The sequence below is a fragment of the Rhabdochlamydiaceae symbiont of Dictyostelium giganteum genome (assembly GCF_964291045.1).
In the GTDB taxonomy this organism is placed as follows: domain Bacteria; phylum Chlamydiota; class Chlamydiia; order Chlamydiales; family Rhabdochlamydiaceae; genus PALSA-1444.
Window position 1 is genome coordinate 1389923 of the sequence record NZ_OZ197277.1, and the last position, 23403, is coordinate 1413325.

General features: G+C 38.3%; 21 protein-coding genes and 1 tRNA gene. 13 read left to right on the top strand and 9 right to left on the bottom strand.

The window, feature by feature from the left end; translation table 11 throughout:
• Positions 1-21 precede the first annotated feature (21 nt).
• From lpxB to ACI7T6_RS04940, 6 genes are all read left to right on the top strand, one after another.
• The gene (gene lpxB / locus ACI7T6_RS04915) at positions 22-1128 is read left to right on the top strand and encodes a lipid-A-disaccharide synthase (RefSeq protein WP_404665270.1); all 1107 of its coding nucleotides are present in this window, start codon (positions 22-24) and stop codon (positions 1126-1128) included.
• A 39-nt stretch (positions 1129-1167) separates the two neighbouring features.
• A complete protein-coding gene (locus ACI7T6_RS04920) occupies positions 1168-1617 on the top strand; it encodes a YceD family protein (protein ID WP_404665271.1) in 450 nt (149 codons plus the stop codon).
• 43 nt (positions 1618-1660) lie between these two features.
• Positions 1661-1843: a 50S ribosomal protein L32 gene (gene rpmF / locus ACI7T6_RS04925; protein ID WP_404665272.1), complete on the top strand. Its 183-nt coding sequence runs from the start codon at positions 1661-1663 to the stop codon at positions 1841-1843.
• A 41-nt stretch (positions 1844-1884) separates the two neighbouring features.
• Positions 1885-2877: a phosphate acyltransferase gene (locus ACI7T6_RS04930; protein WP_404665273.1), complete on the top strand. Its 993-nt coding sequence runs from the start codon at positions 1885-1887 to the stop codon at positions 2875-2877.
• A gap of 107 nt (positions 2878-2984) precedes the next feature.
• Positions 2985-4535, top strand: a complete 1551-nt coding sequence (locus ACI7T6_RS04935; protein WP_404666139.1) for a ribonuclease E/G — start codon at positions 2985-2987, stop codon at positions 4533-4535.
• On the top strand, positions 4513-5526 hold the full coding sequence (locus ACI7T6_RS04940) for a 1-acyl-sn-glycerol-3-phosphate acyltransferase (protein ID WP_404665274.1): 1014 nt from the start codon (positions 4513-4515) through the stop codon (positions 5524-5526). The genes ACI7T6_RS04935 and ACI7T6_RS04940 overlap by 23 nt, the downstream gene beginning before the upstream one ends.
• Positions 5527-5542: 16 nt before the next feature.
• Here ACI7T6_RS04940 and ACI7T6_RS04945 read toward each other — a convergent pair whose 3' ends face one another.
• A complete protein-coding gene (locus tag ACI7T6_RS04945) occupies positions 5543-9469 on the bottom strand; it encodes a DUF4116 domain-containing protein (RefSeq protein ID WP_404665275.1) in 3927 nt (1308 codons plus the stop codon).
• On the bottom strand, positions 9466-11475 hold the full coding sequence (locus ACI7T6_RS04950) for a hypothetical protein (protein ID WP_404665276.1): 2010 nt from the start codon (positions 11473-11475) through the stop codon (positions 9466-9468). The genes ACI7T6_RS04945 and ACI7T6_RS04950 overlap by 4 nt, the downstream gene beginning before the upstream one ends.
• A gap of 377 nt (positions 11476-11852) precedes the next feature.
• On the opposite strand from ACI7T6_RS04950, the gene ACI7T6_RS04955 reads away from it, so the two are divergent.
• Positions 11853-14738 carry an insulinase family protein gene (locus tag ACI7T6_RS04955; RefSeq protein ID WP_404665277.1) on the top strand — a complete coding sequence of 962 codons (2886 nt, stop codon included), beginning with the start codon at positions 11853-11855 and terminating at the stop codon, positions 14736-14738.
• A gap of 39 nt (positions 14739-14777) precedes the next feature.
• Here ACI7T6_RS04955 and ACI7T6_RS04960 read toward each other — a convergent pair whose 3' ends face one another.
• From ACI7T6_RS04960 to prfB, 5 genes are all read right to left on the bottom strand, one after another.
• Entirely contained in the window at positions 14778-15395 is a 618-nt protein-coding gene (locus ACI7T6_RS04960) for a hypothetical protein (protein WP_404665278.1), read from the bottom strand.
• Positions 15396-15477: 82 nt separating this feature from the next.
• A complete protein-coding gene (locus ACI7T6_RS04965; protein WP_404665279.1) occupies positions 15478-16209 on the bottom strand; it encodes a YebC/PmpR family DNA-binding transcriptional regulator in 732 nt (243 codons plus the stop codon).
• Between the two features lie 24 nt (positions 16210-16233).
• On the bottom strand, positions 16234-16728 hold the full coding sequence (locus ACI7T6_RS04970; RefSeq protein WP_404665280.1) for a GNAT family N-acetyltransferase: 495 nt from the start codon (positions 16726-16728) through the stop codon (positions 16234-16236).
• On the bottom strand, positions 16725-17216 hold the full coding sequence (locus ACI7T6_RS04975) for a GNAT family N-acetyltransferase (RefSeq protein ID WP_404665281.1): 492 nt from the start codon (positions 17214-17216) through the stop codon (positions 16725-16727). The genes ACI7T6_RS04970 and ACI7T6_RS04975 overlap by 4 nt, the downstream gene beginning before the upstream one ends.
• Positions 17216-18316 (bottom strand): peptide chain release factor 2, encoded by a 1101-nt coding sequence (gene prfB / locus ACI7T6_RS04980; protein ID WP_404665282.1) that lies wholly within the window; start codon positions 18314-18316, stop codon positions 17216-17218. Before prfB ends, ACI7T6_RS04975 begins: the two co-directional genes overlap by 1 nt.
• Positions 18317-18544: 228 nt before the next feature.
• Here prfB and ACI7T6_RS04985 point away from each other — a divergent pair, with 228 nt between their 5' ends.
• Positions 18545-18856, top strand: coding sequence for a hypothetical protein (locus ACI7T6_RS04985; protein WP_404665283.1), 312 nt, complete (start codon positions 18545-18547; stop codon positions 18854-18856).
• A gap of 124 nt (positions 18857-18980) precedes the next feature.
• Here the strand turns inward: ACI7T6_RS04985 and ACI7T6_RS04990 are convergent, their stop codons facing one another.
• Positions 18981-19283, bottom strand: coding sequence for a hypothetical protein (locus ACI7T6_RS04990; protein WP_404665284.1), 303 nt, complete (start codon positions 19281-19283; stop codon positions 18981-18983).
• 491 nt (positions 19284-19774) lie between these two features.
• Here ACI7T6_RS04990 and ACI7T6_RS04995 point away from each other — a divergent pair, with 491 nt between their 5' ends.
• Together ACI7T6_RS04995 and truA are read left to right on the top strand one after the other, a co-directional pair.
• Positions 19775-20029 carry an SWIB/MDM2 domain-containing protein gene (locus ACI7T6_RS04995; protein WP_404666140.1) on the top strand — a complete coding sequence of 85 codons (255 nt, stop codon included), beginning with the start codon at positions 19775-19777 and terminating at the stop codon, positions 20027-20029.
• A gap of 60 nt (positions 20030-20089) precedes the next feature.
• Positions 20090-20851, top strand: a complete 762-nt coding sequence (gene truA / locus ACI7T6_RS05000) for a tRNA pseudouridine(38-40) synthase TruA (RefSeq protein ID WP_404665285.1) — start codon at positions 20090-20092, stop codon at positions 20849-20851.
• On the opposite strand, the gene ACI7T6_RS05005 is transcribed toward truA, so the two are convergent.
• Entirely contained in the window at positions 20848-22131 is a 1284-nt protein-coding gene (locus tag ACI7T6_RS05005; protein ID WP_404665286.1) for a sigma-54 dependent transcriptional regulator, read from the bottom strand. The genes truA and ACI7T6_RS05005 overlap by 4 nt on opposite strands.
• Between ACI7T6_RS05005 and ACI7T6_RS05010 the strand changes: the two genes are divergently transcribed.
• From ACI7T6_RS05010 to ACI7T6_RS05020, 3 genes are all read left to right on the top strand, one after another.
• On the top strand, positions 22130-22378 hold the full coding sequence (locus ACI7T6_RS05010) for a hypothetical protein (RefSeq protein ID WP_404665287.1): 249 nt from the start codon (positions 22130-22132) through the stop codon (positions 22376-22378). The two genes, ACI7T6_RS05005 and ACI7T6_RS05010, sit on opposite strands and share 2 nt — an antisense overlap.
• Before the next feature lie 59 nt (positions 22379-22437).
• Positions 22438-22521, top strand: a tRNA-Leu gene (locus ACI7T6_RS05015).
• 20 nt (positions 22522-22541) lie between these two features.
• Positions 22542-23228 carry an HAD family hydrolase gene (locus ACI7T6_RS05020; RefSeq protein WP_404665288.1) on the top strand — a complete coding sequence of 229 codons (687 nt, stop codon included), beginning with the start codon at positions 22542-22544 and terminating at the stop codon, positions 23226-23228.
• Positions 23229-23403: the final 175 nt, after the last annotated feature.

The window sequence follows — 23403 nt, forward strand, 5'->3', positions numbered from 1 at the left end:
TAACTTAAGTAGGAGTCTCAAATGACAACGGACCTCTTTTTCATCGCAGGAGAATTAAGCGGAGATCGGTTAGGAGCCTCTTTAATTTCAGCTTTAAAAAAACAAAATAGCCATCTTACCTTTCAAGGGGTTGGCGGGCCGCGTATGAGGGAAGAGGGACTAAAAGCTTATCACCTCACCGAAGAGCTCCAGGTGATGGGATTTATCGATGTTGCGTGGCATATCCCCTCTTTAATCAAGATCTTTAACAAGATTGTTCACACCATCATGACACTCAATCCCCCCTTAGTTGTGACAATTGACTACCCAGGTTTTAATTTACGTCTTGCGAAGGCGCTACGCAAAAAAGGGTTTCAAGGCAAGCTCTGCCATGTGGTGTGTCCCTCAGTCTGGGCGTGGGGAAAAAAAAGAATCCAAACGCTTGCTAATAACTACGATCTGCTTTTAACGCTTTTTCCCTTTGAAAAACCGCTTTTTTCTGCTACTTCTCTTCAAGTGACCTATATCGGTCACCCGCTCATCAAAGAAAACCCGTATGAAAGGGATTTAAATTCTCATCAAATCGCTTTTTTCCCAGGAAGCCGTCAAAAAGAAATTGAGAGGAATCTCCCCTTTTATGTCAGGTTAATGAAGCAGCTAAAAAAAACGCGCCCTCATCTTCAATTTGTGATGTCTGTCTCTCAAGAAAAATACCGCCCCCTCATTGAAAATCTTGTTAAAGACCCAGATGTTAAGCTCCTTGATCAACAGGCCATGAAAACAGTGAAGCCGCTTTTTGCTGTGGCTAAATGCGGAACCATTGTTTTAGAGCTTGCCTTAAGAGGGGTTCCAACAATTGTGACCTACGAGATGTCAAAGCTTGATGTCTTTCTTGCCACCTATCTTTTTAAGATTCATCTACCCTATTACAGCCTTCCTAATTTGATTATGCAAAAGTGTCTATTTCCTGAACTGATTGGTCCACATTTAAATGATGCAGCACTTCTTCAAGCCTCTATAGAGTTATTAGATGATCCAGAACACCTTCAAAAGATCCGTCATGAGTGTCAAATGCTTCGAAATACACTTAAGCCGCATCAAGATCCAAGCGAAGAAGCTGCAAGAGCGCTATTAGCTTGCATTTTTTAAGATTGGTATTAAGAAGAAGATCAGATAAAATAAGGCGTTATGACAGAGAATTTAAAAATATTTACAGATCGTTTAAAAGAGGGTGAAGAAGAGCTTATTGAGCTCACGCTTCCAGGTGCATTTTTAGGCATTGAAGAAGAGGATCTCTTAACTCTAAATCCTATTGTGATTCAAGGAAAAGCGTACTGCGTGGATCCTATTTTAATGATCTCTCTTCAAGTCTCTACGCAAGTTTCTATACCGTGCTCCATTTGTAATCAGCTCACCCCTGTGAATTTAGATCACTCTGATATCTCTTTTTCGATTCCTTTAGAAGATATTTCCTCTACTATTTTTGATTACAGTGAAATGTTAAGAGAAGAACTTGTGATGATGATCCCTCAATTTGTAGAGTGTTCTTCAGGAAATTGCCCTCATAGAGCGGTTTTAAATCAATACGTTAAAAAAGATCTTCCCCCTCCAGATAACTTTCCATTTGCAGAGTTGTAACGCCTTATGTATAATAACGTCCTTTTGAAAGGAGTTTCTATCAATGGCTGTACCACGTAATCGTTTATCAAATGCTAGGAAAAATTCTCGGCGTGCTCATCATGCTAAAACCCCTAAAAACGTGATCTCTTGCACCAACTGCCAAGCTGTGAGAATTCCTCACCGTGTTTGCCAATCTTGCGGTCATTATGACGGCAGATCTGTCATTAAAGTTGTGACAGAATAAAAGCTAATCATCTCGTTTATTAAGATAGCAAGAAGAAGTTCATGACTCTCCCTCTTCTCCAAGAGCTGAACGCCCCCGTTCGGATTGGAATTGATCTCATGGGAAGTGATACGCCTCCTCTTGCTCTTATTCAAACGCTCCTTGAACTAGCAAAAAATCCCCTATCCCCTCGTTTTTCTGTTTTTTTACACCCCTCCCTACTCTCTTACTTCCCTTCGTATTTTCATCTCATTCCTTGCTCTCAAACCGTGCATATGCAAGATGACCCCAAAATTGCCTTTAAAACCAAAAAAGAGTCTTCTTTACTAATAGGTCTTAAGTACCTTGCAGAAGGATCTATTGACGGACTGATTTCTGCAGGAAATACAGGAGCTCTTGTGTTATCAGCTAAAAGAATACTCCCCTCTCTTCCCGGGATAGAAAGACCTTCTCTTTTAGCGCAAATACCCACTCAAAAAAATGAGATCGTGGTTCTTGATGTGGGAGCGAACTTAACACTCAAGCCAAGACACATGGTGCAACTTGCAAAAATGGGCACCGCGTTTCAACAAACCTGCGGTATCAAGTTTCCAACCGTGGGTCTTTTAAATATTGGCATAGAGCCTGCTAAAGGAACCCTTCAACACCGCAATTCCCTAAAAGAACTCTTAAGTGAGATGTCAATTTGTCAGCATTTTCAAGGCAATGTCGAGAGTCAAGATGTGTTTAATGGAAAAGTCGATGTGGTGGTAACTGATGGCTTAATGGGAAATATGTTTTTAAAAACAGCAGAATCAGCCGCGTCTTTTCTCTTACATAAGCTCTTCTCTTTACAAGAAAATACAGAATACAGATCTCTTATCACCTCTTTTCATACGTCCTTATCTTCTCAAGAAAAGCGGTCTGCGATTTTATGCGGGACAAAAGGGCTCATCATCAAGTGTCACGGTAACCTCACCCCTCTAGATCTTAAATACAGTATTCAAAGAATGACATTTTTAATTCAAAGTCAGTTCTTCTCTTCTTTTTGTACGCATCTGTTGCATCTTGTGTGAAAAGAAGCCGCTTGGGAGTAAGTTTTTCTCTTTTTTTAACCATCTTTGGGATTCCCTGGCATTTTAGGCCTTAGGGTTGTAAAATGATACTTCAACCAGAAGCATACATGAGTCAAGAAATTCTTATTAACATTGAGTCCAAGGAAACGCGTTGCGCATTTTTGAAAAATGGTCAGCTTCACGACCTCATTGTTGAACGTAAAACAAGCCGTCCTCTCACAGGAAATATCTATAGAGGGCGTGTCACAAATATTCTCCACAATATCCAATCCGCTTTTATCGATATTAATGAAGGAGAAAGTGGATTTATCCACATCTCTGACATCATCGAAAACACTCAGAAGTTTCAAGAGATGTTCGATATGGATTTTGACATGAAACCTGACCCTCAAGAGGCGAAAAAAGCGCATCAACAAAAACAGATCGATATTGCCAAAATATTAAAGCCTGATCAACCGGTTTTGGTTCAAGTTGTCAAAGAGCCGATTGGGTCTAAGGGAGCAAGACTCACCTCTAATGTCTCCATTGCAGGAAGATATCTTGTATTAATCCCTAGCACTCCGCACCGCGGTGTGTCCCGTAAAATTGAAGATAGGCTTGCAAGAGAGCGTCTTAAACGGCTCATTCAAGCATTTGAAATGCCGCAAGATATGGGGCTAATCTGTAGGACGGCAAGCGTTAACGCCACAGAAGAGCAGCTCATCGCAGAGGCGAATGATTTACTACAAACCTGGAAAGACATCCGGGAAAAGTTTGAAAAATCAAAAAAACCTGTCTGCCTCTTTGAAGAGTCTGATCTCATTAAACGGGCGCTTCTCACAGCGATTGATAAAAAGTATCACCGAATACTTGTGGATGACTTCTCTCTTTTTAAACGGATGAAACATCTCAGCACAAGATACGGGGTTGATCTTGATCTTAAAATTGAGCTTTATAGGGATAAAATCCCGATGTTTGAGCGGTTTGGGATTGAAAAAGAGATTGATAAAGCGCTCCGAAGAAAAATCTGGCTTCCAAGCGGGGGCTACCTTTTCTTAGACAGAACTGAGGCGATGCTCACCATTGATGTCAACTCAGGAAGAAGTAAAGATAAAAAATCCACCTCTGATGTTGAAGAGTCACTTGTGCGGATTAACATGGAAGCAGCTGATGAACTTGCAAGACAGCTCCGTCTTCGTAATATCGGAGGTCTTATCATCTGTGACTTCATCGATATGCGGTTACGAAAAAATCAAAAGAGGGTTCTTGAAAGACTTAAAGATGCCATGAAAGACGATTCTGCTAAGTGCACCATTTTAGGCATGAGCGAATTTGGGCTTGTTGAAATGACACGGCAACGTCATAGAGAGTCTTTATCTCAGATGATGTTTACACCCTGCCTTTACTGTAACGGGGTAGGCATGGTAAAGAGTCATGAAAGCACTGCGATTGAAATTGAAAGATGCCTTAAAAGACTTATTCAACAAGAAGAGCAGTTTGCCTTAAAGCTTGTATGCCACCCGCTTCTTAGTCATTTCTTAGATCATCACGATAAAAACCATTTAAGTAAGCTTGCTGAGAAGCTGTATGCTGATTTAAAAATTAAAACAGACGACTCCTTGCATCTTAATGAATTTCAATTTTATTCAACAATCAATGGAAAACAGCTCGACATTTAACTTAGCTCTTCAAGATATGCACGCTTCCGAATGGCTTTTAGAACAAACAAAAGATATTCTTTCTGGTTTTTTCCAAAGCTATTTGAAGGCTCTTTCAGAAGAGGGTGACAAAGAGCTTGCGCTTAAAAACTTTAAACTGTTTTTAGAGCTGATTAAAAAAGAATGTCTATCTCCTCACACCTTTGCTCCGTATCACATTAGGATCAAAGAGCCGTTTGATTACTACAAATTCGGGATAGAGTTCATCGCTCCATTAGTTGATATCAACCACTCAAAAGTGATAGGACACTCTCACTTAAAACAGATTCAAGAGCAAATCCAAGCAGGAGATAATGTTGTTTTTTTGGCAAATCACCAAATTGAAGCAGACCCTCAAGCGTTAAGTATTTTACTTGATAACACCTATCCAGGATTTGCAGAAGAGATGATCTTTGTTGCAGGAGAAAGAGTCATCACAGATCCTGTTGCCATTCCGTTTAGCTTAGGGCGTAATCTTCTTTGTATCTACTCAAAACGGTATATAAACCACCCCCCAGAAAAAAAACTCGAAAAGCAGCTTCACAATAAACGCACCATGGAAAAAATGAGCCAGCTTTTTCAAGAGGGAGGTAAAGTGATCTATGTGGCTCCAAGTGGCGGAAGAGATCGCCTAAACTCTAAAGGAATTGTGGAAGTAGCTCCTTTTGACCCTTCAACAATTGAGCTCTTTTTTTTGATGGCGCAAAAAGCTCAACGAAAGACTCATTTCTACCCCATGTCGCTTCTCACCTATGATCTTCTTCCTCCTCCTAAGACCATTCAACTGGCGTTAGGGGAAAAAAGAGAAGTGAGAAGATCTTCCATTCATTTAGCGATTGGTGAAGAAATTGTGATGGAAGCTCCTCAAGAGATGTCCCCTGTAGATAAGAAACTCTACAGGGAACAAAGGGCTCAAAAGATCTGGGAGACAGTCAATACCAACTATCAACTTCTACTTAATCAAAATAGATAGCTAAAGCGTACAGTGACTACTGCCTATTAGCAGCAGAAATCACCTCTTTGTCATTTTTTAATCCCTCACCTACACAGCGCAGCGCCCATCCATCTTGCTTCACTGCAATTAGGACAATCTCTCTATCATTTTTTAACGTATTACTTACATATTGTAGTGCACATCCATTTTTCCTCACAGCAATTAGGGCAACTTCCCTATCATTTTTTAATGTCTCATTTGCATATTGCAATGTATGTTCATTTTGCATAATGGCAGCTAGGACAACCTCTCGGTCACTTCTGAATATCTCACTTACATATCGCAGTGTATACCCATTTTTCTTCATTGCAGCTATGATAAACTCTCGGTCATTTTTTAACGTATTACTTACATATTCAAATGCATGTTCATCTTTCCTCAATGCAGTTAGGGCAACCTCCCTATCATTTTTTAATCCCTCACTTGCATAGTGAAGCGAGCATCCATCTTCATTCACTGCAGCTAAGACAATCTCCCTATCATTTTTTAATGCTTCACTTGCATGTAGAAGCGTACTTCCATCTCGCTTCACTGCAGCTAAGACAACCTCCCTATCATTTTTTAACGTCTTACTTACATAGCGCAGTGCCCATCCACTATATACATTTCTAGATCTACGTTGCTTCATTACAGCCATGATAAACTCTCTGTCATTTTTTAATGCCTCACTTGCATATTGCAGTGCAGGTCCATTCTTCTCCATAACAGTAAGCATAAATTTACTACTATTTCTTAATGCTCCACTTGCGTGTTCAAGGGCACACTCATTTTGATTTATCGCAATAAGAACAAGTTCCTCATCATTTTTCAATGTGTCACTTATATACTTAAGTGCCATTCCATTTTTCTGTACTGCAGCAAGAATAAACTCTCTATTATTTTTTAAAGCATCCTCAGCAAATCTAAATGCTTCCTCATTGGCTTCTATAGCAGATAAAATAAATTCCTTATTAGTATGCAACCATTTTTTGCTATATTCCAGTATCCATGCATTTTTACGAACTGCATCAAGAATATTTGCTCTATCTTTAGCATCATTAAAAGACAGCAGCTTCTCATTTTCATTTGTAAGAGAAAACTTCTTCCAAAGTCTATAGATAGCATCTCCAAGTAAAAGACGTGAAGTTGGACTTCTATTAGATTTATCAAATAATTTATGCTCTTTATTGAGAAGCGAAGTATATTCTTCTTTTGTAACAGAAGAGATATGAAAAAAAGAGGTGAGATTACTTACATGAAGATCTTTATAACTAGATGCTTTCCACCCTGGAATTAACTTACAAAGAGTATCTTGATAGTTATTTTGAGAAGTGATGGATGCATAGATAAGAGCAAGAAAAGTAGCCTCATTAAAATAGGGCGGTAAATTTTCCCATGACACTTGTTTTGATATCAGTGCATATAAGATATTTTCTCCTAGAGAAGAGCCTGGTCTTATAGAAGAGAACTCTGCCTCAAGTTGATCTGTAAGAAATACAATCCTCTCTTCCCACTCTTCTTCTCCGTACGCAATTTTTACTTGAGCAATTTGATTTTCAATAGACTCTCTTAGGGAAGATATAGAATCTAAAGAGAGTGGATGAGACGCAAAAACCTGGATCAGCTCATCTTGCCTTTTAACAATATGCTCAATCTCTTTTAATATCTGAATTGCTTCTTTAGATTTTTGGATTTTTTGAGATAATTCATGAGAATTATTCTCAATATTTTTTTGATCCAAATTAATTTCCTTGAATATATTAAAAATGCCATAAGGTATTAATAGAGATGCCTCCATCCACTGAGGAGACCTTGCCTTTTTTTTCTCTAACCGTTTCTGATGTTCATGTTTCAGTAATATCCAAGCTTGCTCTCGTTTAATGCAATCTTCATCTTGAGGAATTCCCTTAAGTAAAGTGAGGATGTAATCTCTGAATGAAAAGTAGGCATGCTCAATCTCTTGATCCTGTTCTTTTGAAATCTCTTGAATGCCTTTCTCTATTATAAGGAGGTGATAGATCACCACATCTATATAGTCATTGATGCAATCTGTAATCAATTTCTTATCATATTTTTGTACAAGAGCAGGGTTTATTTCCTTTAAGTGAAAAAACTCCCCAATTTTTGGATAAGATGTCGATAAAATTGCATTGATTAAACTTGAATTTAAAATATTTTGCTTAAATAATTTGATATTTTTTAATAATTGGTCTTGAGGAATGGCTTCATGAGAATAAGCGGAATTTAAAGAAGAAGTAGAATTATTTTTCAATCGAACGATCTCTTCTAAGCTATTCTTAAAAAGAGTAGCTATAAGATCTTTATCAGATGACGCTAAAGTCACATATGCTGGAGAAAATGAGACTTTCGCTAATAATCCAATAATTTCAATGAGTTTATTTAAATTATTTTGATCTGTATGATCTTGAAAAGAGATTAAATGCTGTATCTCTGTCTGTATTTTAATATGATCTTCTTTAACTTGAAGTGCTTGGGAAAATTTCCTTGTCTCTTCGATATTAGAAAGTGTACTAATCGAAAAAGAATGCCTTGCTTGTTGAAGCATTTCCAACTGTGTTTTTTTATTATGGATTATATTTTGAATAATCAATGAAGATTGCATAAGAGGTGATAGATCTTTAATATCTTTTTCTAAACTCAATTCTTCTTGGCTAGGAAGAGATGCCTCTTTTTGTTTTTTTTCAATGTTTTTTATCGCAATGAAATCACTATCTTGAGAATATTTTGTTAATCCTAAAATACAGTGATCTAATGTGCCTAATATTTTTTTTACATACTCACTTAAAAGTTTTGCCTGAGTAACTCCTACTTCGGTAATAGGAGTTAAAAGGAGCATTTTAGGAGAATATTTTTCAACTACAGTGCGCAGCGTGATTTCAATAGCAAGCGAGATAACCTGGCCATAAGTATTAGTAAATCTAGGAAAATCAACAAGTACGAAGTTTGAATCTACAACAGTAATATTAGGGAAGAAAGTGCACAAGGGTTTTTTATAATGACCAAAAATATTATTTCGACATGCAAACAGTGAATAATCGTTTCCACTAAATATCGACTGATTATTTTGCAAAAAATAGAAAATAGTTGATTTTTCAGAGTCCGCATCTCCTAAGAGAAACACAATATTTTTACTGTCTGAAGGAATTATTTTCTTCATTTCTAGAGTAATCGCTTCTCTAAATTCCAAAATAATCTGAGTAAAAGAAGAGAAAGAAAGTTTTTTCACAGCAGCATCTCTCTCTTTTTGAGTAGGAAGATTTTTCATAGCCATTAAGTAGTCATAGAGATAAAGAAACCCTCCGTTTAAAACTTTTTCTAAATAAGGAGGATAGTTAGAAGGATCTTGGATTTTGAGCTGTTGTAATCTAGCTTGTCGTTTCTCAATCTTTTGATATTTATAAAATTGATCTTTCTTAGTTTTTAAGATTGCCTGAATATCGGCAGAATAATCACTTCCAATAAGAGCTTTCACATCTTTATTAAAAACTCCTGGCGAATCACAAAATGGAAGATGGGTAGCAATAGCCTGAATTTTTTCTAAAGTTAATGTCATAGAAGTTAAGAGAGCTGTACATCTTTGTACGATAAAATTTTCTTTAAATTTCTGCAAATGATGCGCAGTAATGATCTCTTCAGCTGAAATTTGATTCATATCTCGCATAGCTTCAATTTTTTGAGTGAGCTTAAGTAAAATGGTATACGAATTTTGATCTGGTATGATATTTGCTTCGCTTTCTAATTGATCAATCTTTTGATACGCCTCAGTTAAATGAGTAACATCGTGATGACATAGAATTTTTTTTTGCAATAATTGATTAACAGATTGTACCCCTTCCTCAATGGTATTAAAGTGAGGAATAGGCTTATATTGTTTGCTACAATATGTGGATGATTGAGAAAAGATAGAAAATAGTGAATTCATACAATTTCTCCTGATGTTTTTTTATTTAAACAAGAATCATTTTGCTGTGATAAAAGAAGTTTTTTAAGTTGAAGGTGGATATAACTTGAAGAACTCACAATGAGTTTTTCATCAAGTAAGGCTTTATTTATTTCCACCTGTTTTTTTAAATTCCCAATAAACGATTCCACTTCCGAGCCAATGACATCATCTTGATTATGAAGCGCCTTGAGGCTTAAGTACAAAGCAAATATCTGAGCCTGAAGCTCTAGAATTTGCCTAAACCACAAAGTAGCACGAATTTTAATTTCAAAATCACTTTTATTAAGCGAATCTTCTATACATTTTTCTATGTATTCTGTTAAAAAAATCCCCTTTCCATCCTCATTAATTTCCATGCAGATAGAGGGTATCGTATAAAGTACTTTAAAAAATTGCTTGGTATGTACATCTAGATGATCTGACCACATAGCAGGAAAATGTTGATATCCATTCAAAATATTTCTAATTTTTCCTATAGATTTATTTAATTGCTGCATTGAGGGAATTTCTAAAAATTTAGAATTATTATTTTTTAGATCGCTTAAGATCAGCGAGGTATGATCGTAAATCTGTTTGAAGATAGCTCCCATTTCATGAGTTTTATCATGCAATTGGAGATTGTTTGTATACTCTTTACTTCCTATCGCCTGCCAAACAGATCCTGATATCCGCTCAAATTGCAGAAAAAACATTTTAGGAATCCAAGGAGAAGATTCTTGCTCTGGAAAGAGAAGCATATGCATATAGGTCTGAGGTAAATATTTGAGCCCATATAAAACAATATCTCTTAATGCAAAGATTCCTTTTTGAACGTGATGCGCTATAAGACCATTATAAAGAATAAGAGCATTTTCTTTGATTTCATAGATAGGAGCTGGGTTGGAACTGGTTGGGTAGGGGGTAAGATGAGCAATAGGACTTACACTCTCTCCATTAAGGTGACTATAAGCTGTATAAATCTCATCTATTGATTGCTGCATGACTTCAATCATTCTCTTTTGATTCTCCCGGCTCTCGCCATTTGTAAAGAGTCCCTCTCGCGTTCTCCAAGTCTTTCCTTCTTGATCTTGAACCTGAAGCCCCTCCTTTCTATCTTCTTCATGTTGAACACTGGAGAGTGCCTTTGCAATTTTTTTTCCCATCGATTCGGTAAATTTTAACTCTTTAACTAAAATTGTTTCGAGATCAGGATATTGATTGCGAATGTGCCCACTCTTAAAAAGATTCGTGAGAAAGTGACAAGCAAAAGCATCAATGGCATAAGCCTCTTTGAGTTTTTCCTGACTTTTTGTTTTGCTTGCTTCTTTTGCTAATTGAAGAGCTAACGTATGTCCAATTTGATAAACATCTTCGGCATTTTTTGCAAAAAGATCACTATGATAAATGTAACGGTTTGAATAAGAGGCTTTTGCATTCTGAAAAGCGATCAGATGACTATATTCACGAAATGAGCAGCACGGCTCCATAGCATTAAGTGGATTGTGAATAATAAGGAAAAAGAATATTTCAAGTTCTTTAGGCTCTATTTGCTTAAAAATATTAAAAACATATTGAAATCTTGCCGTTTTTGCTTGATGATCTCCTCCAGGAAAAGAGATTGTCTCCCCTGAAATAACAGAGAGCCCGCCAGCTAAGGCTACAATATGAGAAAACTTTAACGAATGAGATCCTACCTTTAAAAGGGTTGCATCCCCATCAAGTCCTGGAATTTGAACTTTGTTTCCCATCTTTATAAGCTCTCCCTCCCCAGCACCTCCAAGAAGTCTAGATTTATCTGAAAATGTGTTGATTTTATAAGATATACCACTAACAGTGATTTCAAAAATTCCTGCCGTTTTAAGCAAAATTATTTGTAACTGTAAGTGTTCTTGACTTCCTGGAGTCAGCTGCTGAAGAAGCCTCTTTCCTTCTTGTAATGTGAGAGAAGAGGTAATAGGGACGGGCTTTTCTGAAGAAAGAGCCAAACAAGAGAAATGATAACTCATGATATGTTCCTATAATAAAACTGATTAAATTGTATTTCTTACACACCTATCTATGTAGAGCTTATAGATCAATACGCGTTATGGCTTCCTTTTTGCTGAAGGTGTTGCTCTTTAATTATAGCCAGGAAGAGCGCTCTACCCTCTCTCCCTTAACCCTTATTTTAGTTTTAAAAACTCTTTAACAACGTCTCTCATCACACAACTTCAATGCATTTTTTTCAACATCTATTTTTTAAATTGAGCAAAAGAAATTTCAATCCCAGGGGAAGTTTATTGTAAGTAGTAATGGATCTATACTTTGACTCTTTTTCATCTGACAAGGTTTCCTCTACCGTGTAATTAAGCTGCATTGCTATGATGCAAAAAAAGGAGAAATGATGCGCCTCATTGCTGTTGTATGTTTAGGATGGATCATGCTTTCTCCTCTTCAAAGCGCTCCTTATGAGGTCATTGAAGACACCTCTTCTCTTAAAATTTTAACGCCTGATCTTCAAGGGATAAAAACACTTAAGATCCGGCTTGCAAATGGCTTAGAAGCGCTTTTAATCTCTCACCCGGGAGCTCATGAATCGTGCGCTGCCCTCTCTGTTGATGCGGGGTCTTGGGATGATCCTGAAAACTATCCTGGTATGGCGCATTTTTTAGAGCATATGCTTTTTATGGGAACAAAACCCTACCCTCATGAATCTGAATATAAACAGTTTATATCCGATCACGGGGGTTCTATGAATGCTTATACAGCGTGCAACCAAACGGTCTATGGATTTTCTATCCAGCATCCCTTTCTTCTAGAGGGGCTTAAGAGATTTTCTCACTTTTTTATCGATCCGCTTTTAAGACAAGAAAGTGTTAACCGAGAGCTCATTGCGGTTGATCAAGAGCATGCTAAAAATATTGAAAATGATGCGTGGCGCTCTTATATGATTCTTAAAGAAACAGCAAACCCTCTTCACCCGCATATTAAGTTTTCTACAGGGAATAAAGAGACGCTATCTGGGATTCCAAGGGAAGCTCTTGAAAAGTGGTATCATGAAAACTACAGCGCAAATCAAATGCATTTAGTGGTCATTTCTCCCCTTACCTTAAGTGAATTAAGAGATGAAGTGGTGGCAAATTTTTCTCCTATTGTCAACATTCATCTAAAACAAAAGCAGTTTCCAACTTCCCTCTTTTCCGATCAGCAAAAAGGGCATTTTCTTTATATAGAGCCCGTAAAAGATCAAAAAGAGCTCTCTTTAATTTGGCAAATCCCCCCTACTATTGCAAAAGATCAAACCAGTCATATCCCCAGCATTTTCGCAAGAGTGCTCTCTTATCAAGGCACTCATAGTCTTTTTCAGGCTTTAAAACAAGAGGCTCTCATTCAAGATTTTCATATCTCAATTGACCATTTGAATGTAGATTGCGCGGTTTTAAGTTTAGATTTTTCCCTAACAGAAGAAGGAGTCAAAAATAAAGAGGTGATTATTCAAAAAACTTTTACAGCACTCACCTCTCTTCAAGAAAGAGGCCTTCCTAAAACACTCTTTGATGAATATTATCAAAAACATATCCTCGATTACACCTATCAGTCTCAAGAAGATGCCTTTTCTTTTGCGATGAAAATAGCAGGAGAGCTCACCTACGAGCCGCTTTCTTCTTATCCAGAAAGATCCACTCTTCCCTTAAATTATCAACCAGAACAAATGCAAAAGCTTATAGAGTCCCTCTCTCCTAACTCCTGCATTTATATGGTGATGGCCCCTTCAACACTCACTCACGTAAAGCCCGCCTCTCAAGAAAAGTGGATGAGAGCCTCTTATGCCCTCATTCCTGTGCCCTCTGATACCCTTATAAAGTGGTCTCAAATAAAACCCTCTCCTGATTTTAAGCTCCCTCCTCCTAATCCCTACTTTCCTGCCTCTTTAGATCTTTTGCCGCTAACTACTCAAGAGTCCCCCACTTTAATCATGAATACAGAAGGGGGGAGAGTTTACGCTCTTCAAGACTTAAACTATCTCCTTCCTCAAACCTCTGTTATTTTGCATATAAGGACCCCTTTTTTAGATGGATCTTCTCTTTCTCAAGTGACAGCCTCACTCCATCAATTAGCGCTTCTTGATGCATTAGAAGAGACGCTAGATATGGCTGTAAAGGCAGGGCTTCATGTCCAGCTCTCTCATGACAACTTTAAATATATGTTAACCATCTATGGGTATAGCGAAAAACTCCCTTTACTTTGCCAAAAGGTGTTTCAAACTCTTAAAAATCCCGCTCTAACCCCTACGCAGTTTAACGTCATGAAAGAGCACATTTTAGCCTCTTATCAAAATAGCTTTAAAGAGCTGCCGATTCGGCAAGCCCTTTACTCCCTTAACCCTTTACTCTTAACTCCTTACCCTTCCATGATGAGTAAAATTGAGGTACTTCAAAATCTCTCTTATGAAGAGGGGGTAAAAGCTTTAAAGACTCTTTTTAATGCTTGTTATGTAGAAGGGATGATCTATGGAAATATTTCTCAAGAAGGGGGAAAAGCTATCATAGAGGATTATACAAAGGAGATGAACTCTTCTTCATTCCCTCTCCCTCTTCACCCTCACTACCAACTGCGCACGCCATCTCGCGCCCCTCTTATTTCTTTCATTCCCACAGATGTCCAAGGGTATGGAGCGCTTCTCTCTCTTGATGAAGGACCATTTTCTTTCACAAATCAAGCCATTCAATGCATTCTTTCTACCGCGCTTCAAGACGATTTTTTTGATACACTACGCTCAAAACAGCAAACAGGATATATCGCAAGTTCTTGGGGCATTGAACTGCAACATCACCTGTTTCAACTCTTTGCTGTGCAATCTGGCACGCATACGCCGCAAGAACTTCTCTACCGCTTTGAGCTTTTCTTAGAAGATTTTAAAAGAGAGCTGAAGCAAAAAATCTCGTTAGACCGTTTTATGACGCTCAAAAAAACGGTAGAAGAGCAGCTGAGACTCCCCCCTCTTACGCTCTTTTTAAAAGCAGAAGAGCTTCATACCCTTGCCTTTAAACGAGAGGGAGATTTTGCCTTTAGACAAAAACGGATTCAGGCGTTAGAGGCGCTCTCTTATGAGACATTTCTTTTGAAGGTAGATGACGATCTTTCCCGGAAAAACTTTAAGAGAGTAGCTGTTTTAGCCCAAGGACTCACATCTCAAGAGGAGGCTCTTCATTACCATATCCTCACAGAAGAGTCTTCTCTAGAAGATGTTTTTACAACCATTACCTCCGTAGCAAAAGAGGAAAGATAAAAAAGATCCTTAAAAACTTAAGTTGTGCTTTATTAAAGACTACATGAGATCATCAAATGAGCGTGTAATATTTTCTTTAAGAGAGGAAAATTGCGCTTCATTTTCTTCTCTTTTACTCCACCTGTTTAAAACTGGGTAACCGTGTTGATCAAAATAGGCAATTTCTAAGCTAGAGGTCGTGGAATCTCTTAAAAAGATCGTTAATATTTTTTTTATTTGATCGTAGAGAGCCTCATCCATGCCTTCAAGAGAGGGCTCCATATTTTTTTCGGTGATGTAGGTAAAATGCTTATTTTGTATCACTCTTTTTCCCTCTTTCTCTTCGATTAAAGAGTGAATTTGTTCTAAAGAGGGCATTTTTTGAATGAAAAGAACATGCGGTGAGCTTTTGGCAGTTGGCATAAAGGTCATCGCATGAATGCGAGGTGATAGTGCCATTTTCATGAGTAGGCTTTGTTTCCAAACCGTTTCATCAGGGGCAGAGCTAAAGCTTTCAGTTAAAAGAGCATCCACTTCTTGACACTCTTCTACCGTTAAATCTAACACTTTAGAAAAAAAGGTTTTCTCAGGATGGTAACTGTATTCTACTTTGCAAGGTTGATATGCCCTATTGGGCTCTAAAATGCCTGTTGTAATGCATGCTGATATATTTCCCATGCCTTCATTATAATGAGTATTTTTTTTACGTAAATCTCTCTTAACTCTTTCGATTAAAAATACATAAGATAATACCTAGATTTTACTTCAAATCTTTATGTAAATGCATATTATGAGAAACATGATCGACATCATCTAAATTCTCTAACCATTCAATGAGCCCTTGATTAGATTTTTCCTCTTCTTCTGAGCACTCTGCCCAAACTTTAGGAAGATATTGCAGTTCTGCAGACTCTACTGTTAAAGAAAGGTGATGAACCACCTCTTTAACCCCGTAAAGAAGCTCTGGAGGTGTGGTGATCATGATACACTCATCCTCTACTTCAAAATCTTCAGCCCCAGCTTCTGAAACCGCTAGAAAAAGCGCCTCTTCTTGCTCTAGATTCCGTAACATTTCAATAACGCCTTTATGCTCAAAGTTAAACATGACAGCGCCAGGAGTGGCTAAATTTCCTCCCCGTTTATTCAAAGCAATCCGGATATCAGAGGCGGATCTATTTTTATTATCTGTCATCACCTCTACAATCAGCCCCACACCCCCATGCCCATAGATTTCATAGATAATCGGGGTAAATGCGGCTTGATCTTGGCTTGTCGCTTTTTTAATGTTTCTCTCAATGTTGTCACTTGGCATGTTCACTTCACGCGCTTTTTGTAAAGCAAGCCGCAGTCTTGTATTGACTTTAGGATCTACGCCCCCTAACTTAACCGCTGTAATGATCTCTTTTGTGACACGGGTAAACATTTTCCCTTTCACAGCGTCAGCTCTTCCTTTACGGTGTTTAATATTTGCCCATTTACTATGCCCTGCCATTTCCAATATCCCTTAGGTTGTGCATCATCTTAACGTTTTTTGCATTAAAATTTTATCTTTATAAATGCCATTTTCTTTAATGAACTGTGGATGTCTTCCAAACTCGATAAATCCCATTTTACGGTAAAGATGGATCGCAGGGTTGTGATCATAAACCTCAAGATGCAAAAATTTAAGAGAAAACTCTTCTTTTCCCACCTTCTCAAAATGTTCAATCAACGCTTTTCCAATCCCTAAATTACGGTACGGTTTATCCACAATGAGAGCAAAGCAGCATTGATGCGCCCATTTCTCAAATGGCTGGAGGTAAAGGACGCCCATCCCTGCAACCTGTCCGTCATATTCTGCTGTAAAGGCGCTCTTTTGACGGATATACCCTTTCCAGATCTTCACCGCATCTTGAATTTCCCATTCCGAAATCATGGGAAACCACTGCAAACTCTCACGGTTAGAGAGCCACTGAATTAAGTGCTTCTCATCTTTTTCCTCAAATAACCTGATGTGACATGAAGAGCTCATAACACCCGCTCCATGTAGAGCCTGGCAAAGAATTGCTCTTCTATTTTTACATACCCTTCATGCCTAAACACTTCTTGAAACCCTTGCTTTTTTAACAAATGGATAATCGGGTTCCCTTCAAAAACCTCAATCCCGATTTTTTCTAGATGAAAGTAATTCTTTGCTAAGTGAATTAAGTTCTTGAGTAGATCTGATCCAATCCCTTGTCTTTGCAAATCTGGGTTAACAACCATCTTAAAAAGAGCGTAATGAGAAACCTTTTTGTAGGGCATCAAAAAAAGAGTCCCTACTGCACATGGGACACCTTGGATGACAGCTGTTAAGCTGCAAAAGTACCGATGAAATCCGATCCAACACCTTAGCGCCTCTTCGATTTCTAGCTCTTTTGTCATCGGAAACCAATGAAGAACTTTGGGGTCTTGAACCCACTTTTGCAAAAAGAGAAGATCGTTTTCTTCTGTATACCGAATATCTAGTCCCTCTTGCATTACGCTCCAAACTCTTTTAAGTAAGCAATCACAAAAGGATCAATATCTCCATCCATCACCGCTTGAATATTACCCATTTCAACCCCTGTTCTTGCATCTTTAACAAGAGTATACGGTTGAAACACATAGTTGCGGATTTGACTTCCCCAGGCAATTTCCTTTTTATCCCCGCCCATTTGATCGATCTTTAGCTTCCTCTCAGACGCTTCTTTCTCATACAGTTTAGCTTTAAGCATCTTGAGGCACGCTTCTCTGTTTTGAATCTGACTGCGCTCTTTTTGACAGGCGACAATCACACCTGAGGGAATGTGTGTCATCCGGACGGCAGAATCGGTTTTATTCACGTGCTGACCGCCAGCCCCAGAGGCTCTATACGTATCAATACGGAGATCTTCAGATCTGATATCAATCAAAATATCATCTCCTACTTCGGGAGTCACATCAATGGAGGCAAAGCTTGTATGCCGTTTTGCATTGGTGTCAAAAGGAGAAATTCTAACAAGTCTATGGACCCCTTTTTCTGCTTTACAATAACCAAAAGCAAAAGGGCCGCTGATTTTAAACGTAATGCTTTTAACCCCTGCGACATCCCCATCTACACAGTCAAGCATTTCAAGATCCCACCCTCTACGAGCTGCCCACCTCTGATACATCCGAGATAACATGAGAGCCCAGTCACACGCCTCTGTTCCCCCGGCTCCAGAATTGACGGTTAAATAGCAGTTTTTATTATCCATCTCTCCTGAAAGCATCCGCCGAATTTCAAGTTCTGCAAGCTTTTTATCAATGCTGCAAAGCTCTTGTTGAAGGTCTGCTAAAAGCTCTTCATCCTCTGCCTCTACAACTTCTGGGTACAATGACTCAATACTTAAAAATCTGCCATTTAGCTCATCATAAGGCTCAGTCCACTCTTTGAGCTCATTGACCTCTCCAATCACTTTCTGAGCTTCTTGAGAATCGTCCCAAAAGTGGCTTTCACTCATTAACGCTTCTAAAGCCTCTATTTTTTCTTTCCTTTGACCAAGATCTAGATATTTCCACATATGCAAAAGGCGGTTTTTAATCAGAAGTTGCTGTTGCTCGAACTCTTTATATGACATAAAAAAAATGGTCCTTCTTGGTAGGATAAATCTAGCATATCAGAAACATCAGAAAGCTTTCCATCTTGCCTTATTAAAAATGTAAAAAAAGGAGGAAGCTGTAAGGATAAAATGGTATTCACTCTTAATTTCCATCTTGCTTTTAATCAACACTCTAACTACATTATCCTGTACATAAAAAGGTTACTTTCTTAGAATGATAAATCCTAACCCTTAATGGAGGACACCATGAATTTTTCTACTATTAGCAGTTTCTTCAGTTCAGTTAAAACAACAACTGTATCATGCTGCAAAAACCCTAAAACAATTCCTGCTAAAGTCGCAAATTTTGCTGGTTCAGTTTTTAACAACATCTCATCAAAAGCAAAAAACAATCCTAAAAAAGCTGTCGTTATTGCTTTAGTTGGAGTTGTTCTATTTAGCAACCGCGCTAAAATTGTAAAAGTGGCTCAAAAACAATTTAAAGCAGTGAAAAATAGCAAATTTGTTGCATCTGTAAAAAGTTTTTTTAGCTCATCTAAAACAACTCCAACAGTTTAATTTGTTGAGAAGTTAAAAAACGTCCTCTTAAAGAGCATTTACCTAGCAATAGGAAATGCTCTTTTTTTATTCCCTCTCTGACTCTTATCTTGTAAAGTACTGACTTAACCTCTTTTCTTTGAGATCATATCCCTTTCTTGTGATCTTTAGTGCCTAAAAGAGAGACACCTCTTACACGCACCATTTTTCTATTCCCTTTTTGTTCAAGCACACGCCTAGGTAGATGTTTAGCCCCTTTGCCCTCTTGACTTTCAGTCAATTTCCTGAAAAACCCGTAAAAAGGGGGTTTAAGCGCATTAAAATACTCAAACAGTGTTTGGACCTCACCTATCCCCTTCAAGCGTCTAAAAAGAGGCTTTAAATGCGGTATGCGCCCTTTTTTTAAATGAGGGAATAAGATCACCCTCGCCTTAACAGCTTTTACCACCCCCTCTCCACCCTCTTGGCTCCCTTATCCTCTTCTTTCTGCAAAAGAGTTGCTTCGGGTAGGCCTTTCAAATAGGCCTCACTTTTCAGCTCAATTGATAAAGAGCTAGATCATTTTTTTTAAGAAGACCTGCTAAAAGAGAGGTTAAAAGATGTGAAGCCTTAACATAATAAATAAATTTTTTAAACTCTAGATTCTTAAAGGTTAATAAGGACCCTATTATTTGGCCAAAAGTTAAGGATGATCTTCTTTTTTATGAAAGTTTTCTCTCCTCTTAAAAAAACAGGAGGAAAGGGGCAATATCTTGTTTTTTTAGCCTAAATCTGATCTCCTAGAGGAAAAAGTTCTTCTCCCAGCGGATTTTTTTTGACTATAATACCTCAAGAGCGTTACAAAAGTCGTTCAAAGATGAAAAAAGCATCTCATTTTTGATCATTTGCTGAACATTTCAGCAATCTTAAATGAGTTAAAACATATAAGGAGAATTGGAAATGATAAAGAAAGAATCCAAATTCATGCAACCCATGCGTTTAAGCGATGCTCTAACAGCTGTTGTGGGAAAAGGGCCAATGCCCCGCACTGAAGTGACAAAAAAACTTTGGGAATACATCAAAGCAAACAATTGCCAAGATCCTAAAAATAAAAGAGACATTATTGCTGACGATAAACTCTCAAAAATTTTCGACGGCAAAAAAACTGTTAATATGTTCGAAATGACAAAACTTGTTAACAAGCACCTTTCCTAATCAAGACATTAATCGGGGCTAAGAACATTTTTTAGTTTCCTAGCCCCCTCCCTCTTTTTCATGAACAAATATAAAATCACTCTTGCCTATGATGGCACCTCTTTTAGCGGTTGGCAAACGCAGCAAAATGGGATAGCTATTCAAATGGTGATTGAAGACAAGCTCTCTATTTTATTACGTCACCCTGTCTCTTTAACAGGAGCTGGAAGAACAGATGCCGGCGTTCACGCTCAAGGACAAGTGGCTCACTTTGAAACCGCTTTATCCCTGAACCTTTTTTCGTTCTTTAACTCTTTAAACGCCCTTTTACCCCTGACGATCCGGGTTTTAACTCTTGAACCTATCTCCCCTTCTTTTCATGCAAGATACTCAGCCATATCCAAAGAGTATCACTATTTAGTCGATCAAGGAAGGGTGTGTAGCCCCTTCCAAAGGCTCTATAGCCTTCACCACCCTTTACCTTTAGATCTTAAAGCCTTAGAAAAAGGGTGCTCGTATTTTAAAGGGACTCATGACTTCACCTCATTTGCCAATAAATCGTCTGAGGGAGCAGCTGGAAAAAATGCAGTCCGGACCCTCTTTAGACTAGATATTAAAGAAACACCCTGCGGATTTCGGTTAGAGTTTGAAGGGAACGGTTTTTTGTATAAGATGGTTCGCAATATCACAGGGGTGTTACTCGATATTGGGAAGAAAAAACTTGCCCCAGAGGCTGTTTTGCAGCTGATGGAGGCTAAAGACCGCAGTCAAAGTAGTATGGTAGCTCCTGCAAAAGGATTAAGCTTAATCCATGTCATCTACCCGGATTTCTCTTTTCTTTAAGTTCCTATCTTATGAACTTGATACTCTAAAATCTTAGTTCTTAAAGTCCGGATATTAATCCCTAACATTTTAGCGGCTAAAGTGCGGTTATATTGACATTTGGCTAAGGTGGCAAGGATGTGAAGTTTTTCCATCTCAGCTAACGTTTGAGAGGGGGGCTCTTGATGCTTAGTTGTTGCCTCTTGATCAAAAAAAAGGTGATGATGCTCAAGAGTATCTTTAGAATGCATGACAGTAGCTCTTTCAATCACATTAGAAAGCTCTCTCACATTTCCAGGCCAGGGATAATCAAGAAGAAACTTCTCTGCTTGAGAAGAGAGCTTTTTCCTTGGAGAAGTTTTGGAGCAGCTCCTTGCTAAAAAAGCACGCGCTAAAGGAATAATATCTTCTTTTCTCTCCCTTAAAGGAGGAAGATAAAGAGGAATCACATTGAGCCGAAAGTAGAGATCTTCCCGGAAGGTTTTTTGCCCGATCATGGCTTTCATCGACCTATTAGAAGTAGCAATCAACCTCACATTCACTTTAAGCGATTTTACCCCTCCTACTCGTTCAAATTCTTGCTCTTGAAGTACTCTCAGGAGCTTACTTTGCAAAAGGAGCGGAATTTCAGATACTTCATCTAAGAGAAGTGTCCCTAGATGCGCCATCTCAAATCTTCCGATTCTCTTATCTAAAGCCCCTGTAAAGGCGCCTTTTTCATGGCCAAAAAATTCTGACTCAACAAGCGATTCGGGAATAGCTGCGCAGTTTACTTTAATGAACGGGTGTAAATGTCTAGATGAGGCGTGATGAATATAACTTGCAATGACCTCTTTTCCTGTTCCTGACTCTCCGCAAATGAAAACAGAGGCATGGCTACTTGCAATTTTTTGACTATCTATTAAAATCTTTTTCATTGCTACACTTTCTGCAATGATAGGGCTATTTGTATGGCCTTGTTCACCTTGAAGAGCACAGATTTCTCTTTTTTTCACGTGCGTGACTTTCGAAAGCAGTTTATCTAGATAAAGATCTGTGACGGGCCCCACACCGTAATCAATCGCTCCTTGGCTAATCGCCTCAACTGCATGCGTAATATGTCCAATCAGAGGCACTACAGCAACAGCTGTCCCAGGAAATTCTTTTAAAATAGGTTTAAGGAGTTCCATCTCTTCAATGACGACAAGAGTAAACAGTGAGCGTCTCATTTCTTGAAGAACCATTTGTGTATTTCTCACAAATATGGTATCACCTCGTGAGAGTAAAAAGGTTTTGCTGCTTTGAAGGAGAATGAGAGTCATGCGTGAGTTACCATTTAAATGTCACATTAATAAATTTTTTATTATTCTGCAAAAGAGAAATCTTTTTCTGCTTCTTCCCTTCTTACTCAGCTGCTCAGGGCTTGAAGAATCCGAGAAGCACCGCCTGAAAGAGCAACAAGCAAAAGGGGAATATATTTATAGATATTCTCATGAAGAGCCGCCTGTCATCCCTGATCCTTTGCCCAAGAAAAAAGCTCCTTACCCTTGGGAAAATAAAGATCAGTAAAAATGCATTTTTTTAAGAGATAGAAATTCCCCTTTCCTTCATAATACACTAAACTTAACGCCGGTGTGGCGAAATTGGTAGACGTGACAGACTCAAAATCTGTTTCTAGCAATAGAGTGCTGGTTCGAGTCCAGTCACCGGCATCTTTACCCCCCCTCTACAGATGGATTGGATTCACAATTTTGATTTATTCCTCTTTGATTTTGACGGTCTCTTAGTCGATACAGAGCCTCTTCATTTTAAGGCGTATCAAATGATGTGTCAAAATAGAGGGTATTCTCTTCCTTGGACTCTTGAGACGTTTTGTGCTATATCCCATTCAGATGGCCCAAATCTTCGTAACTCCATCTATGAACTCTTTCCTTCTCTTCAAAAAGAAGCGCCTAACTGGGAAACACTTAGGAAAGAAAAAAATCAAGCCTACTTTGAGCTCATTAAAACAGTTCCCCTCTCTTTAATGCCAGGTGTGACTCCTCTTCTTGAAAAGCTCAGCCACCATCAAAAAAAACGGTGCGTTGTGACCAATTCCACTTTAGAGCAGGTAAGCTTTATTCGAAAAAATAACCCTATTTTAGATTTAATTCCTCTCTGGTTTACAAGAGAGACATATCAAGAGGCAAAACCGTCTCCTGATGGGTATCTGAAAGCGCTTCAAACTCTAAGGCAAGAAGGTGACCGTGTGATTGGGTTTGAAGATTCCCTCAAAGGATATGAAGCACTAAAGCAGGCAAATATAAAAACTCCTCTTCTCATTTGCCCATCTAATCACCCTCAGCTAGAGTTAACAAAGGCTAAAGGAGCGCTCCACTTTTCTGATTTTTTTGCGATCCCTTTGCACTTTTGTAACTAACGCCTTCTGAAAAGAAGATCCTCTCATATTTAAGATTCCCTAAAAATTTTTTTACTTAAGGCGCCTTATTTTCTCTTCTTCTTTGATGACAGCTGTTTTTTTCTTAAGAGAGATCTTAGTTTCTTAATTAGCCTCTTAGTCCTTTGATCCTCCACATAGCCTCATTTCTTTTACT